Genomic DNA, 15,160 nt, shown 5'->3' on the forward strand with positions numbered 1-15,160 from the left:
CCTCACTTGCGAAGTAAGTATCGCTTACATATGTTATAGACTCTAACTTTATCAAGCTCAAAGGAGCGTTTTTTGTCAGATTCTCACGACACACTGCCGGATCAGCGCACGACATATCACCACGGCGACCTGCGCGAGCAGTTGCTGGTCGTGGTGCGCGATCTGGTGGAAGTGCATGGTCCGGAAGGATTTTCTGTCGCCGAGGCCGCACGGCGGGCCGGGGTCAGCACCGCTGCCCCCTACAAGCATTTCAAGGATCGGACCGATCTGCTGAATGCGCTGGTCTCCGACGCGATGGACCGGCTGGCGGTGCAGATGGCCCGGGGACGAGACCAATATGCGGTCGGAACTTACGAGGCGGTTGCGGGAATCGGTCAGGCCTATATCGATTTTGCCAAGGCAGAACCGGGGATCTTCCGGCTGATGTTCGGCCTGACCGAGGGGCATGAGGACGACGATTGCATCCAGCGCAAGGGGCAGGACTGCCGCGAGATCGTGGAAACAGCCTGTGGTGCGTGCCTGGGAGAGGGGGCCTCGGAACAGGCGGCGGTGCTGTCAGCCTATATTCTGTGGACCAGCGTGCATGGTCACGCGTTCCTGAGCATCGACAAGAAGAACATCGATGAAGCGCAGGGCCTAGACGACTGGGATTTCCTGATGGCTGTTACAAGCGCGGTGCTGGACGCCTCGGCGCGCCCTTAACTGGCGGAGCTTGCCGCGCGGCGGCGGCGAGACGTGCGGCGGGCCGGGGCTTCATCGTCACCGGTGCCATCGCTTTGCGAGGAAAAGGCCCCCAGACGATCTACGATCTCTTCGAGCGCGGGCGGGTGATCCATCGTGCGGGTGTCGAGCGCCTCGCGCATTTGGCGCAGGTGGTCCGGCATGGTGCCGCAGCACCCGCCGATGATGCTGGCCCCACAGGCCCGCGCCATTACCGCGTAATCGGCCATCAGCTCCGGCGTGCCGTCGTAGTGGATGTGGCCATCGACGTATTTGGGGATGCCCGCGTTGCCCTTGGCGATCACAGGACGTTCCGGGCCCTGAGCGGCGAACCCGAGGATCGTGCGCAAAAGGTCAGAGGCGCCGGTGCCGCAATTGGCGCCAAAGGCCAGCGGCGCATGATCGCCCAGATCATCCACCATTTTCACCATATCCGCGCTGGTCAGGCCCATCATGGTGCGCCCGGCGGTGTCAAAACTCATGGTGCCGGCCCAGTCGAGCCCGGCGAGGGCAAAGCCTTCGGCAGCGGCGCGGTATTCTTCCGGCGCGCTGATCGTTTCCAGCCAACCGAGGTCCGCGCCGCCGGACTTCAGCCCGTCTGCGGCCTCATGAAACATTTCGACGGCCAGCGCGTGGCTGAGTGTGCCGACGGGCTCCATGATCTCGCCGGTGGGGCCCACGGACCCTGCGACAATCACCGTGCGCCCGGCGGTATCTGCCACCTCACGCCCGATTTCGGCGGAGACGCGGGCCAGTTCGTGCACGCGCTTTTCCGCGCCGTGCAGTTTCAGGCGGGAGGCATTTGCGCCAAAGGAATTGGTCAGGAAAAGATCGCTGCCCGCATCGACCGCGCCTTTGTACAGCGTTTTGATCTTTTGTGGCTCATCCGTGTTCCAAAGCTCCGGCGCATCGCCGGACATCAGACCCATGTTGAAGAGATTGGTGCCCGTGGCGCCGTCGGCCAGCAGGGTGCATTTTTCGTGCAGCAGTTTCATCATGGGATTGGTCATGGCGCGCCTCGCGGATAGTCAGAGGCCTGCTGTGTCATGAACGCCATCTCAAGGCAAACTCATATTATTCATCTTGGTTATGAGGCTGCTAAGATGTCCGGGGTGGTTCCCTGACCGGGTGCTATGCCACCGGTCAGGAAGAAGGTGTTGAATTAAAAGTCAGATTTCCTGCATCAGCTGGGCTTTTGCCTCAGCCATCAGCTCGATCATCTTGGTACGGATCGTGGTTTCATCCGCCTTCGAGCCGAGATCGCCGGAGACTTTGCGATAGACGTCTTCGTCACCGGCCTCTTCGAAATCGGATTTCACGACTTCCTTGGCGTATTCGGCGGCCTCGTCCCCGGATTTGCCCAGCAGCTCCGCCGCCCAGAGCCCGAGTAGTTTGTTGCGTCTGGCTTCCGCCTTGAACTGCATTTCCGCGTCATGGGCATATTTGTTTTCAAAAGCATTTTCGCGGTCGTCAAAGGTTGTCATGGGCCGGTCTCCTGATGAACGGGTTGGTGTTACGACAGATATGCGGGCTTGGCGCGCTTTGCGCAAGGGACGCTGGCTTGCAGCAACGCGGGGCTTCCACTAAGAGGGGCGCAACGAGGTCGTGATTGTCGCGGCCCGCGGGGGAAAGGACGCCCATGGCCCGGCGCAAGAAAATCTACGAAGGCAAAGCAAAAATTCTATATGAAGGCCCGGAGCCCGGCACCATTGTGCAGTACTTCAAGGATGACGCCACCGCATTCAACGCAGAAAAGAAAGCGGTGATCGAAGGCAAGGGCGTGCTCAACAACCGCCTGTCGGAATTTTTCATGACCGGCCTGGGCCAGATCGGCGTGCCCAATCACTTCATCAAGCGGCTAAATATGCGCGAGCAGCTGGTGCGCAGTGTCGAGATCGTGCCGTTGGAAATCATCGTGCGTAACTATGCGGCAGGCACCATGTCGAAACGGCTGGGTATTGACGAAGGTACGCAGCTGCCGCGGCCGATTGTCGAATACTGCTACAAGGACGATTCATTGGGCGATCCGCTGGTGACCGAGGAGCATATCGCAGCTTTTGGCTGGGCCAGCCAGCAGGACATGGATGATATCCTCAGCCTCGCGCTGCGGGTGAATGATTTCCTGTCGGGCGTAATGATGGCCGTGGGCATTCGGCTTGTGGACTTCAAGATCGAGGTCGGCCGTGTCTTTGACGGCGATTTTCAACGCCTGATCGTGGCGGATGAGATCAGCCCGGACAGTTGCCGGCTGTGGGACATCGAGACCGGTGAGAAGCTGGACAAGGATGTGTTCCGCCGGGATCTGGGCGATCTCAAGGATGCCTACACGGAAGTGGCGCGGCGGCTTGGGGTCATGCCGAAGAACGCGCAACCCATCACGAAGCCGACCCTGATCAATTGAGCGTCGGGCAGGCATATTTGAAGAACAATGAAGGGCAGATTATGAAAGCAACCGTGCATATCATGCTGAAGAACGGCGTGCTGGATCCGCAGGGTGAAGCGGTGCGTCACGCGCTCGGGGCGTTGGGCTTTGACAGTGTTCAGGGGGTACGTCAGGGCAAGGTCATCGAGCTTGATCTCGATGAGGGTGCGACCGAGGCAGACGTGACGGCGATGTGTGAAAAACTGCTCGCCAACACGGTGATCGAATCCTATTCGGTGGAGATGGGCTGATGCACGCGGCGGTGATTGTCTTTCCGGGATCGAACTGTGACCGCGATCTGGCCGTGGCTTTCGAGGCGGCGGGCGCCAGGGTCAGCATGGTCTGGCACAAGGACAGCAGCCTGCCGCAGGGCGTTGATATCGTCGGTATTCCGGGTGGGTTTTCCTTTGGGGATTACCTGCGGTGTGGCGCTATTGCGGCCAATTCGCCGATTTGCCGGTCGGTGGCGGCCCATGCCGAGCGCGGGGGGTATGCGCTGGGCGTGTGCAACGGGTTCCAGGTCTTGACGGAGACCGGGTTGTTGCCGGGGGTGCTGTTGCGCAACGCGGGATTGAAGTACATCTGCCAAACCGTTGGTCTGAAAGTGGAAACGTCGCAATCCGTCTATACCGAAGGTTACAATGCGGGGGACGTCATCGACATTCCGATTGCGCATCATGATGGCAATTATTTTGCCGATGACGAGACGATTGCGCGGCTGCAGGGCGAGGGCCGCGTTGCGTTTTCCTATATGAATAATCCGAATGGCGCGCGCGCGGATATCGCCGGTATCCTGTCGGAAAACCGGCGGGTGCTGGGCATGATGCCGCATCCGGAACGCGCCGCGGATGCGGGGCATGGCGGCACCGATGGGCAGGCGCTCTTCCGCGCATTGGCCGGAGCGCTTGTCAAAGCGTGACTTGAGCCGGTGTTGCGCTTTCGCGTAGTCTCGCTGCATGGAAACTGCCACCGATCCTGATCCCCAGACCCGCGCCATCAACTGGCGTGTGCGCGTGGCGTTGGCCGTGCTGCTGCTGCTGGCCGTTGCCGTGGTTTCGGTCACCAACAAGCTGCTGACGGATCGCTTTACAGAAAGCACGCGGAACCGTGCCGAATTGCGGTTGGCGCTTTACAGCGGGAACCTGCTGTCGGAGCTTCGACAGAACGCGATTGTGCCGCAGTTGCTGGCGCGGGATGCGGAGCTGATCGGGGCGCTGAATTCCGCGGATTACACGGCATCGACCCGCCGGTTGATTTCCTTCGTGGAAGAGATCGGGGCGGCTTCTCTAATGCTGCTCGATATCGACGGGCGCACGGTGGCGGCCACTGATCGCAACAGGTTGGGATCAAGTCACCGCCCGGAGGCCTATTTTGTCGATGCGATCCGGGCGAGCGCCACGATTTTCACGGTGGCTGAGCGTGAAACGGGCGGGTACGGGTTTTTCTATTCGCGCCGGGTGCAATCGGGGTCTGATGTGCTGGGCGTGATCGTGGTTGAGGTGGATTTGCAGAAATTCGGACGTGCCTGGGCCGGGATTTCGGATGCGGTGATCGTCACCGACAGCACCGGTACGATCATCCTGACGACGGAGCCGCGCTGGCAGGGGCGCACCGAGGAAGAAGCGCTGGTACGTCACACGCCGGAAAATGCAATTCAGCGCGCCATTCAGGCGACCGCGGACTGGACCCAGCTGCCGCCCGACGCCTATCTGCAGGGCGAGGCGGTGATGCGGCTGGAGACGCGCATTCCCTTCCGGGGATGGCGCATGGCGAGCTTCACCACCTATGCGAGCGTGCGCGAGCGGGTGAACGGCGTGCTGGCCTTGGAAATCATGGGATTTGCGATTCTTCTGGCGCTCAGCTTCTATGCACTGAGCCGTCGGACCGCATTGCGCATGGCGCTGTTTCAGCGGGAATCTGCCGAGTTGCGGACACTGAACGTGGCGCTGCAGCGGGAAATCGCCGAGCGAAAACGGGTGCAGGAAACGCTCGCCGTGGCTGAGCAGACGCTGGAACAATCGAGTAAACTCGCGGCCTTGGGCGAGATGTCCGCCGCCGTGAGCCATGAGCTCAATCAGCCTTTGGCGGCGATGAAAACCTACCTCGCCGGGGCGCGGCTGCTCTTGCGACGTAACCGGCAGGAAGAGGCGCTTTCGTCTTTTGGACGCATTGACGATCTGATCGAGCGGATGGGCGGAATCACCCGCCAGCTCAAGTCTTATGCGCGCAAGGGGCAAGAGGCGTTTTCCCCAGTGGACATGGGCGATGCGCTCGCCTCCGCCCTGTCGATGATGGAGCCGCAGCTGCGCCAGCGGCACGTCCAGATTTCGCGCATCATCCCCGATACGCCCGTGCGGGTGATGGGCGACCGGTTGCGCATTGAGCAGGTCATGGTGAACCTGTTGCGCAATGCTATTGACGCCACCAAGTCGGAGCAGAGTCCCAAGGTGGATATCCTGTTATCGGCGGGTGAGACGGCGACCCTGACCGTGCGCGATAACGGGCCCGGTATCGAAGACCTCGACCAATTGTTCGAACCCTTTTACACCACGAAACAGGCCGGAGATGGGGTGGGGCTGGGCCTTGCCATCTCGTCTGGTATCGTTAACGACCTAGGTGGAAGGTTAACAGCGCGGAACGGACAGGCCGGCGGCGCAGTTTTTGAAATGCAGCTACCAATATTAGGCAGCGACCACAGTACACAAGCGGCGGAGTAAGCCATGACACAAGCCATGAAAATCGCAATTGTGGATGATGAACAGGACATGCGGCAATCGATCAGCCAATGGCTGGCGTTATCCGGATATGATACCGAAACCTTTGGCAGCGCCGAGGATGCGCTCAAGGTTCTGGGCCCGGATTATCCCGGTATCGTGATCTCCGACATCAAGATGCCGGGTATGGATGGGATGCAGTTCCTGAAAAAGCTGATGGGCAATGACAGTGCCTTGCCGGTAATTATGATCACAGGGCACGGGGATGTGCCGATGGCGGTGGAGGCGATGCGCGTGGGCGCGTTTGATTTCCTCGAAAAGCCGTTCAACCCTGACCGGATGAACGAGCTGGCCAAGAAGGCCACTGGTGCGCGGCGTCTGGTCATGGACAACCGCGCCTTGCGGCGTGAGTTGTCGGATGGCGGCCAGTTGATGAAAAAGCTCATCGGGCAGAGCCCGGTCATGGAGCGGCTGCGTGAGGATATTCTCGATCTGGGGCAGGCCGATGGTCATGTGCTGATCGACGGCGAAACCGGGACCGGCAAGACGCTGGTGGCCCATGCGCTGCATGCCGTTGGCAGTCGTGCGGGCAAGAAGTTCGTGCTGGTGAGCTGTGGCGCCTACGAGGAAGAGGCGCTGAGCAAACGGCTCTTTGGCCCCATGAACCCGGAAGACGCGCAGCTGCCCGCGATTGAAGAAGCGCGGGGCGGCACGCTGGTGCTGGAAGACATCGAAGCGCTGACCGAAACCCTGCAGGCGCGGTTGCTGAGCGTGATCAACGAGCAGGGGGCCCCGGCGGAAACGCGGATTGTGGCCATCTCCAACCTGCAGGAGGCAGGCCGTACGTCCGAGGATGCCTTGCGGGCCGATCTCTTTTACCGTCTTGCGGCTTTGCGCATCACCGTGCCGCCGCTCAGGCAGCGTGGCGAGGATATTCTGACACTGTTCACGCGGCTTTCTGAGCAGTTTTCGGACGAATATGGCTGTGATGCGCCGCAGGTCTCCGCACAGGAGGCCGCGCAACTGCTGCAGGCGCCGTGGCCGGGCAACGTACGCCAGCTGATCAACGTGGCGGAACGCGCGGTGCTGCAATCGCGGCGTGGCTCCGGGACCATCGCGTCGCTGCTGATGAACGATCACGAGGACATGCAACCGGTGATGACCACCGAAGGCAAGCCACTGAAGGAATATGTTGAAGCCTTCGAGCGGATGCTGATCGACAATACCATGCGCCGCCACCGCGGCTCTATCGCCAGCGTGATGGAGGAATTATGCCTGCCACGCCGCACGTTGAACGAGAAAATGGCCAAATACGGGTTGCAGCGGTCCGACTATCTTTGAGGGCTGCCGTTTTCCGCTGATCTCGCGAAAAATTGCGTAGAATCTGCAGGCTAGGTTCGTTTTGCGGTCCGGCCTGTAGATTGCCCATTGTGTTTTATCGTACAGTCGCATTATCTAGAGTGACGAAGGTGCGCCGCGATACCGCGTGCAACCTTTGGATGAGATTCGCTGCAATGGACGCCTGTGTGGGACGTATCGCACCTCCGTTGCAGACCGATTGGGCCGGAAACGGCCAACGAACCGCTGACGTGGTCAAGGCCAGAGGGCCCCAAACACGCAGTATATAATGGATACGAGGCCGCTTCGTCGTGCCCGTGTCGGAGAAGAAACGCGATGACGCGCGCCGATGCATTGAGCAGAACCGCCTTGGCCCCACTGGGTCAGGCCCTGCACGCGTCCCTGATCGCCCTGACAAGACACATCCCATATCTCGCTGATCCGCCTGGGTTGGCGCGGTCATGGCTGTGCAATTTGGAAATATGGCTAAGAAAATGCTTATCGATGCCACCCACGCGGAGGAAACCCGCGTCGTGGTGGTGGACGGAAACAAGGTCGAGGAGTTCGATTTTGAATCCGAAAACAAGCGCCAGCTTGCTGGCAATATCTATCTCGCAAAAGTAACCCGGGTCGAGCCGTCGCTGCAGGCGGCCTTTGTCGACTATGGCGGCAATCGGCATGGTTTCCTGGCGTTCTCGGAAATTCACCCTGACTACTATCAGATCCCGGTCGCGGACCGTCAGGCGCTGATGGAAGAAGAACGCGCCTATGCCGAAGCGCAGAAGGCCAAGGAAGACGAAGACGACAAGCCCAAACGCCGCTCGCGCAGCCGGAGCCGGTCCAAGGCAAAGGCCGCTGAGGCCGTCAGCGATGACGCAACCGCGACCAAGGATGTGGAATCCGACCAGATCGACGGGATGCAGACCATTGATCTGGACGACGAGGAAGGCACGTCTCCGATGGAGCGGGTGCCGGAAACGCCTGTTGAGGAACCCGAAGATACGCCCGAAGACGCCGTGTCCGCGGAAGCGGACGACGCGCCCGCCGAAGCAGACGGCGAGAACGCGGCGGAGAGCGCCGACGACAGTGATGATGACGAGGATGACGCGCCGAAACGTAAATCCGACGCCTCGGCCAAGGATGACAGCATCGAATCCGTGGCGGATGACGATGACCAGGAAGATATCAGGCCCGCGCGTAAACCGCGCCCGCGCCGCTACAAGATTCAGGAAGTCATCAAGGTCCGTCAGATTCTGCTGGTGCAGGTCGTCAAGGAAGAGCGCGGCAACAAGGGGGCAGCACTGACCACCTATCTGTCGCTGGCCGGTCGGTACTGTGTGCTGATGCCCAACACAGCGCGTGGGGGCGGGATTTCCCGCAAGATCACCAATGCCGCCGACCGCAAGAAGCTCAAGGAAATCGCCAATGAGATCGAGGTGCCGGAAGGCGCCGGGCTCATCGTGCGGACCGCCGGGGCGAAACGCACCAAGGCGGAGATCAAGCGCGACTATGAATATCTGCAACGGCTCTGGGAGCAGATCCGCGAATTGACGCTGAAATCAATCGCGCCGGCGAAGATCTACGAAGAGGGCGACCTGATCAAACGCTCGATCCGCGATCTCTACAACCGCGAGATCGACGAGGTCTTTGTCGAGGGCGAGCGCGGCTACCGCATCGCCAAGGACTTCATGAAGATGATCATGCCGTCCCACGCGAAGAACGTGAAGCTCTACACCGAGAGCCTGCCGCTCTTTGCGCGCTATCAGGTGGAAAGCTATCTGGCGGGCATGTTCAACCCGACTGTGCAATTGCCCTCGGGCGGCTATATCGTGATCGGCGTGACCGAGGCGCTGGTGGCCATAGACGTCAACTCTGGCCGGGCGACCAAGGAAGGCTCCATCGAGCAGACCGCGACCAAGACCAATCTGGAGGCCGCCGACGAGGTAGCCCGCCAGCTGCGTCTGCGCGACCTTGCGGGGCTGATCGTCATCGACTTCATCGACATGGACGAGCGCAAGAACAACGCCGCCGTCGAAAAACGCATGAAGGAAAAGCTCAAAACCGACCGCGCCCGCATTCAGGTAGGCCGCATCTCGGGCTTTGGGCTGATGGAGATGTCGCGCCAGCGTCTGCGCCCGGGGATGATCGAAGCCACCACGCAGCCCTGTCAGGCCTGCCACGGCACGGGTCTCATCCGGTCCGATGACAATCTGGCGCTGTCGATCCTGCGGCAGATTGAGGAAGAGGGCACGCGCAAGCGCTCCCGCGAGGTGCTGGTGCGTGCGCCCGTGGGCATCGCCAACTTCCTGATGAACCAGAAACGCGAACACATCGCCCAGATCGAAGGGCGTTATGGTCTGTCTGTCCGCATCGAAGGCGACCCGGCGCTGGTCAGCCCCGATTTCAGCCTTGAGAAGTTCAAGACCGCGACCCGCATCGTCACGGCATCTGCCGCGCATGTGGTGTCGGTAGACACCTCGATCATGGATCAGGTGGATGCGGATGAGGACGAGGACGTGGTAACCGAGGAGGCTCCGGCCCCGCAGGGCGCCGAAGCGACCCGGAGCGAGGAGGGAGATGGCGAGGGCAAGCCCAAACGCCGCCGTCGTCGTCGGCGGCGCAGCCGAAACAAGTCGAATGGCGGTGAAAACGGCCAGACATCTGAGGCGAACGAGGCATCCGGGACTCAAGACGACGCTGACACTACTGCGAAAAACGGCGCTGACACGACCGTAGAGACCGTTGAAGCACCTGCGGAAGCTGAGGAAGCAACCCCGGAAGCAGCGGCGGAAAAACCCAAACCCAAGCGGCGCTCGCGGACATCCAAGGCAAAAGCCGAGGCCGAAGCCGCAGCGACCGAGGATGCGACGATCAGCGAAGAGGTTGCGGAACCGGCGGCGGAAGAGGCAAAACCAGCCGAGAAGCCCAAGCGCAAGCGCGCGAGCCGCGCCAAGAAGCCCAAAGCTGAGGAAGCGGTTGCAGAACCTGTTGAGGAGGTGACGGCGGCTGAGACGCCTGAACCCATCCCCGCACCCGAGCCTGTTGCGCCGGAACCGGTGGCTGCAACGCCGGAACCGGTGGCTGCAACGCCAGAACCGGAAGCTGCACCTGAACCGGAACCTGCTGCGGCTGCACCCGAGCCCGTCGAGGAACCGGCACCGGCCAAACCGAAACGCAAGGGATGGTGGTCGCTGGGCGGCTGAGCCCTCTGCAGACAAGATCAAAGGCGCGTCTTCGGGCGCGCCTTTTTCGCGTCTATCAGGCTTTGCGGATCACGTAGACCTGCACCGCACCTTCATTCATGGCCGAGACCAGCTCGTGCCCCGCCTCGGCACAGAAATGCGGCACGTCCACAATGGCTGCGGGATCATCCGCCCGCATCGTCAGCGTTTCACCAGCCGCCAGTGCCTGCAAGCGTTTACGCGCCTTCAGGACGGGCAGGGGGCACAACAGCCCGGTGGCGTCGAGATCATTCTTGGTTTCGCTCATAAGCCTCAGATAAGCGTGATGTTTCAGTCTGTCCACAAGGTTGTGACCGGCGCTGGCGTGACCTCTTAACGCTTATCCTTTAGGGGTGAGACATGTTTGGAATCGAAATCATCGACGCGGGCCTGCTCCCGGCCATGATCGTCGCCCTCTTTGCGGGCGTCATCAGCTTTTTGAGTCCCTGCGTGCTGCCCATCGTGCCGCCCTATCTGGCCTATATGAGCGGCGTTTCCATCAATGAAATGTCGGGTGAGACCGCCGCGCGCCGCCGCGCCGTGATTGCGGCGCTGTTCTTTGTGCTGGGGCTCAGTACGGTCTTCCTCATCCTCGGCTTCACGGCCTCGGCTTTCGGCGCGTTTTTTCTGCAAAACCAAGTGCTCTTTGCGCAGGTTTCCGGTCTTGTGGTGATTGTCTTTGGCCTGCATTTCGTGGGCCTTTTCCGTATTCCCTTCCTCGATCAGGAAGCGCGTCTGGATGCCGGGGATCAGGGCGGGTCGAGCTTTGGCGCCTATGTTCTGGGCCTCGCCTTTGCCTTTGGCTGGACCCCCTGCATCGGCCCGCAATTGGGCGCAATCCTGTCGCTGGCCGCCTCTGAGGCCTCGGTCAGCAAGGGGACCTTGCTGCTGGGCATATATGCCGCCGGGCTGGGCATTCCGTTCCTGCTGGCCGCGATGTTCATGACCCGTGCTGTCGGCGTCATGAACAGGCTCAAACGCCACATGAAAACCATTGAACGCGCCATGGGCGGGCTGCTGATCCTCGTCGGGCTGGCCATGGTCACCGGCGCCTTCACCACTTTCTCCTACTGGCTGCTGGAGCAATTCCCGGCCTTGGCATTGTTGGGCTGATCCCCTTAGACTGTGCATCACCCCAGCGATGCTGCCGGGATGCATAAGGTCTGGTCATGGGCAGCACGTCTGACACTCGCGTATACCGCCGCAAGGTGTTTTACATCCCGGGCTACGATCCGTTCCCGCCCCGTCGGTACCGCGAACTTTACCGTACCGAAGGCGCCGCGCAGGCGGCGATCACCGGCTACAGCCTGACCATGGGAGGCGGGTTGGACGGCGACCGATTTGGCTGGCGGGTTGAAGCGGAGATCGACGGTCAGCGTACGGATGCCGAGATTGAGGTGCTGGTCTGGTCCGATATCGTCAGGGACAGCCGAGTACAGTCCATCCCGGCGACCTATCTGTCTCTGGTGCGCACAGCGTGGATTTACATCTCCACCGGCGCTCTCTGGCGGTTGATGCGCCTGCGCAAGGGACCGGTCATCGCGGCTCTCTACCCGATTGCGATGCTGATTGCGCAACTGGTGACGGCGGTGTTGCTGGGGTGGCTCGTCTGGCGCGGTCTGGAAAGCCTGCTATGGTTGGTTCTGCCGGTGTCATTTACCGGGCAGACGGCCGCCGCTGTTCTAACCACCGTCGCGGCGGTGTTGGGCATGCTCTCTGCCATCTTCCTTCTACGCTGGTTCAGAGAGGCTGACGGCAAGTTTTTCGCCTACTACCTGATGCATGATTTTGCCCATAGCGCTGCGCTGAAGGGGGCGTATCCCGCCTCTATTCGCCCTCGATTGAAGCAGTTTGGCGACGTCATTGCCGCCGCGTTGCACAGCGATGTGGACGAGGTGCTGGTGGTTGGCCACTCCTCCGGGGCGCATCTGGCGGTGACCGTGCTGTCTGACCTGTTGCGCGAAGAACGGGTGCCTGCCCGAAAGCCCGCATTGGGCCTGCTGTCTTTGGGGCATGTGGTCCCGATGCTGTCGTTCCTGCCAGACGCGCAGGGCCTGCGACGCGATCTGCGCAACCTCTCGACGCGGGAAGACCTGGCTTGGGTGGATGTGACGGCACCAGGGGACGGTTGCTCTTTTGCGCTCTGCGATCCGGTGTCGGTCTCCGGCCAGAAAACTGACCAAAAACGCTGGCCCCTGGTGTTTTCAGCCGCCTTCACCCAGAGCCTGTCTCCCGCGCGCTGGCGCGCCCTGCGCTGGCGGTTTTTCCGACTGCATTTCCAGTATCTCTGCGCCTTTGACCGTCCCAAGGACTATGATTACTTCCAGATCACCGCCGGGCCTGTGTCCTTGCGGGATCGCTACGCCGGCCGTCCGGCATCGGCCTCGCGGATTGATCACAGCGTCAGCAAATTCACTTCTGTCGGCCCATGACACAGCCGCCGAAACCCCAAAGCCGTGCCGATAAGGTCAGCCTCTGGCAGTACATGCGGCTTTTTCGGCACGACATCCTCTCGGCGCAACCTGAAAGGCTCTACCGTGCATGGATGGCCGAGTTTCGCACTCCGTTTTTTCGCAGTTACATGGTCAATGACGCCGACCTGATCCAGGCCGTTTTGAAAGAACGTCCGAAGGATTTTCCGAAGTCTGATCGTGTGGGGTCCGGGCTGCGACCCTTGCTTGGCAACTCGGTTTTCCTGACCAATGGTGAGACCTGGGAGCGGCAACGCCGCATCATCGACCCGGCCTTCGAGGGGGGGCGCCTGCGCGATACCTTTCCGTCAATCCGTGACGCAGCAAGGGCAGCGACGGATCGCTTTACTGCGCTGGCAGGTCAGGAAATCGATATCGAGCCCGAGACCAGCCACGCGGCGGCGGATGTGATCTTTCGCACGCTCTTTTCCATTCCCATTGAACACAAGATCGCGCGCGAGGTGTTCGAAGCATTTCACCGCTATCAGCGCAGTCAGCCCATTCTGAACCTCGCGGCCTTTCTGCCTGTGCCCGCATGGATGCCCCGCGGATACCGGAAATCCACCAAACAAAGTGCGCGCCACATACGCGCTCTGATCCATACGCTGACGCAGGCGCGGCAGACCGAGATAGACGCAGGCACCGCGCCACAGGATTTGGCGACAAAGATCATGATTACACCGGATCCGCAGACCGGTGCGCGGTTCGATGTGGATGAAATGGTGGATCAGGTCGCGATATTCTTCCTGGCAGGCCACGAGACCAGTGCCTCGGCAATGGCCTGGTCACTCTACCTGCTCGCGTTGTTCCCTGACTGGCAGGACCGGGTCGCAGAGGAGGCGCGCGCAGCCGATCTGGATGATTTCAGCCAGATGTCGAAACTAAAGATCACCCGCGATGTCTTTCGCGAGACGCTGCGGCTCTATCCCCCCGTGCCCATGATGGTGCGTGAGACGACGCGCCCGGAGATTTTCCGCAAGCGCGCGGTCAAACCGGGTGCACAGGTGGTGATCAGCCAATGGCACCTGCACCGACAAAACCGCCTGTGGGAGGCACCCGATGACTTTGACCCGGCCCGCTGGGAGACAGAGAATGGTCGCAGCTGCGCGCGCGACGCTTATCTGCCCTTCAGCGCGGGCACGCGGGTTTGCCCCGGGGCAGGGTTCGCGATGATTGAAGGGGTGATGATGCTGGCCTGCATCCTGCGCGATCTGAGGGTCGAACTGGCGAACGCACCGCCACCGGTGCCTGTTGCACATCTGACCGTCCGCTCACGTGACGGCATCAGGTTGCGCATTGTCAGGCGCTAACATGTACCATCCCGCGCCGGTCTGTTCTATGGAAAGGCCAAGGGGCGGAATCAGAAGGAAATTTCGATCATGTCAGACCAAAACGTGATGCGTGCGCAAATGAAATCCGGGGCAGGTTTTATCGCCGCCCTTGATCAATCGGGGGGGTCCACCCCAAAGGCGCTTGGCCTCTACGGCGTTCAGCCCTCGGATTACTCAGGCGACGAAGAGATGTTCCGGGCCATGCACGACATGCGCGCGCGGATCATTCTGGCAGATGATTTCACCAAGGATAAGGTCATCGGTGCGATCCTGTTTGAGCGCACGATGCATGACACGATCAATGACACGCCCGTCGCCGAACTGCTCTGGCGGGACCGGGGCGTGGTGCCGTTTCTCAAGATCGACAAGGGGCTGGAAGATCAGGCAGATGGCGTGCAGCTGCTCAAACCCATGCCCGGTCTGGAAGAGACCTTGAAGGTCGCGAAGTCCAAGGGGATTTTCGGCACCAAGGAACGCTCGGTCATCCATGAAGCGAACGAGAAGGGCATCGCGGAGAATGTGGCGCAGCAGTTCGAGGTGGCGCGCACCGTCATCGCCGCCGGTCTGGTGCCGATCCTGGAGCCGGAGGTGAACATTCACTCCGAGACCAAGGGCGAGGCCGAGGTTCTGCTGGAGGCCGAGATCGCCAAGCACCTCGACACGCTCGATGAGGGCGCGGATGTCATGCTGAAACTGACATTGCCGAACGAGCCCTGGCGCTATGACAAGCTGGCCGCCCATCCGCGGGTGCTGCGCGTGGTGGCGCTGTCGGGCGGCTATTCGACCGATGAGGCCTGCCAGCGTCTGACGCAGTGCACGAGCATGATTGCCAGCTTTAGCCGGGCGCTGACCGAAGGGTTGAACGTCAAGATGTCCGATGCCGAATTTAATGCGGCGCTCGGCAGCAACATTGACAAGATCTATCGGGCGTCCATCTGACTGG

The 15,160-nt window shown here is 61.0% G+C and carries 14 protein-coding genes; 11 read left to right on the forward strand and 3 right to left on the reverse strand.

From position 1 onward, the window contains the following. Nucleotides 1-72 precede the first annotated feature (72 nt). The gene (locus Q1A07_RS16575; RefSeq protein WP_299783139.1) at nucleotides 73-702 is read left to right on the forward strand and encodes a TetR/AcrR family transcriptional regulator; all 630 of its coding nucleotides are present in this window, start codon (nucleotides 73-75) and stop codon (nucleotides 700-702) included. Here the strand turns inward: Q1A07_RS16575 and bmt are convergent. Together bmt and Q1A07_RS16585 are read right to left on the reverse strand one after the other, a co-directional pair. Continuing rightward, complete coding sequence (gene bmt / locus Q1A07_RS16580; RefSeq protein WP_299783140.1) at nucleotides 699-1,730, reverse strand: betaine--homocysteine S-methyltransferase; 1,032 nt, start codon at nucleotides 1,728-1,730, stop codon at nucleotides 699-701. The genes Q1A07_RS16575 and bmt overlap by 4 nt on opposite strands. A 159-nt stretch (nucleotides 1,731-1,889) precedes the next feature. Continuing rightward, the gene (locus tag Q1A07_RS16585; RefSeq protein ID WP_299783141.1) at nucleotides 1,890-2,204 is read right to left on the reverse strand and encodes a DUF1476 domain-containing protein; all 315 of its coding nucleotides are present in this window, start codon (nucleotides 2,202-2,204) and stop codon (nucleotides 1,890-1,892) included. 155 nt (nucleotides 2,205-2,359) lie between these two features. On the opposite strand from Q1A07_RS16585, the gene purC reads away from it, so the two are divergent. From purC to Q1A07_RS16615, 6 genes are all read left to right on the forward strand, one after another. Continuing rightward, nucleotides 2,360-3,121 carry a phosphoribosylaminoimidazolesuccinocarboxamide synthase gene (gene purC, locus Q1A07_RS16590; protein WP_299783142.1) on the forward strand — a complete coding sequence of 254 codons (762 nt, stop codon included), beginning with the start codon at nucleotides 2,360-2,362 and terminating at the stop codon, nucleotides 3,119-3,121. Nucleotides 3,122-3,162: 41 nt separating this feature from the next. After that, on the forward strand, nucleotides 3,163-3,393 hold the full coding sequence (gene purS, locus Q1A07_RS16595) for a phosphoribosylformylglycinamidine synthase subunit PurS (RefSeq protein ID WP_299783143.1): 231 nt from the start codon (nucleotides 3,163-3,165) through the stop codon (nucleotides 3,391-3,393). Next, nucleotides 3,393-4,061, forward strand: a complete 669-nt coding sequence (gene purQ, locus Q1A07_RS16600; RefSeq protein WP_299783144.1) for a phosphoribosylformylglycinamidine synthase subunit PurQ — start codon at nucleotides 3,393-3,395, stop codon at nucleotides 4,059-4,061. The genes purS and purQ overlap by 1 nt, the downstream gene beginning before the upstream one ends. Nucleotides 4,062-4,098: 37 nt before the next feature. Beyond that, complete coding sequence (locus tag Q1A07_RS16605) at nucleotides 4,099-5,859, forward strand: ATP-binding protein (RefSeq protein ID WP_299783145.1); 1,761 nt, start codon at nucleotides 4,099-4,101, stop codon at nucleotides 5,857-5,859. 3 nt (nucleotides 5,860-5,862) lie between these two features. Beyond that, on the forward strand, nucleotides 5,863-7,197 hold the full coding sequence (locus tag Q1A07_RS16610) for a sigma-54 dependent transcriptional regulator (protein ID WP_299783146.1): 1,335 nt from the start codon (nucleotides 5,863-5,865) through the stop codon (nucleotides 7,195-7,197). 479 nt (nucleotides 7,198-7,676) lie between these two features. Continuing rightward, nucleotides 7,677-10,397, forward strand: a complete 2,721-nt coding sequence (locus Q1A07_RS16615) for a ribonuclease E/G (protein WP_299783147.1) — start codon at nucleotides 7,677-7,679, stop codon at nucleotides 10,395-10,397. Nucleotides 10,398-10,452: 55 nt separating this feature from the next. On the opposite strand, the gene Q1A07_RS16620 is transcribed toward Q1A07_RS16615, so the two are convergent. Continuing rightward, nucleotides 10,453-10,683: a sulfurtransferase TusA family protein gene (locus Q1A07_RS16620; RefSeq protein WP_299783148.1), complete on the reverse strand. Its 231-nt coding sequence runs from the start codon at nucleotides 10,681-10,683 to the stop codon at nucleotides 10,453-10,455. Between the two features lie 92 nt (nucleotides 10,684-10,775). Between Q1A07_RS16620 and Q1A07_RS16625 the strand changes: the two genes are divergently transcribed. The 4 genes from Q1A07_RS16625 (at nucleotide 10,776) to Q1A07_RS16640 (ending at nucleotide 15,156) form a co-directional block, all read left to right on the forward strand. Continuing rightward, complete coding sequence (locus tag Q1A07_RS16625) at nucleotides 10,776-11,528, forward strand: cytochrome c biogenesis protein CcdA (protein WP_299783149.1); 753 nt, start codon at nucleotides 10,776-10,778, stop codon at nucleotides 11,526-11,528. A 56-nt stretch (nucleotides 11,529-11,584) separates the two neighbouring features. After that, nucleotides 11,585-12,847: a hypothetical protein gene (locus Q1A07_RS16630; RefSeq protein WP_299783150.1), complete on the forward strand. Its 1,263-nt coding sequence runs from the start codon at nucleotides 11,585-11,587 to the stop codon at nucleotides 12,845-12,847. Further along, nucleotides 12,844-14,196 (forward strand): cytochrome P450, encoded by a 1,353-nt coding sequence (locus Q1A07_RS16635; RefSeq protein WP_299783151.1) that lies wholly within the window; start codon nucleotides 12,844-12,846, stop codon nucleotides 14,194-14,196. The genes Q1A07_RS16630 and Q1A07_RS16635 overlap by 4 nt, the downstream gene beginning before the upstream one ends. Before the next feature lie 69 nt (nucleotides 14,197-14,265). Beyond that, nucleotides 14,266-15,156, forward strand: coding sequence for a fructose bisphosphate aldolase (locus Q1A07_RS16640; protein WP_299783152.1), 891 nt, complete (start codon nucleotides 14,266-14,268; stop codon nucleotides 15,154-15,156). Nucleotides 15,157-15,160: the final 4 nt, after the last annotated feature.

The sequence above is a fragment of the uncultured Roseobacter sp. genome, from assembly GCF_947492555.1.
In the GTDB taxonomy this organism is placed as follows: Bacteria; Pseudomonadota; Alphaproteobacteria; order Rhodobacterales; family Rhodobacteraceae; genus Roseobacter.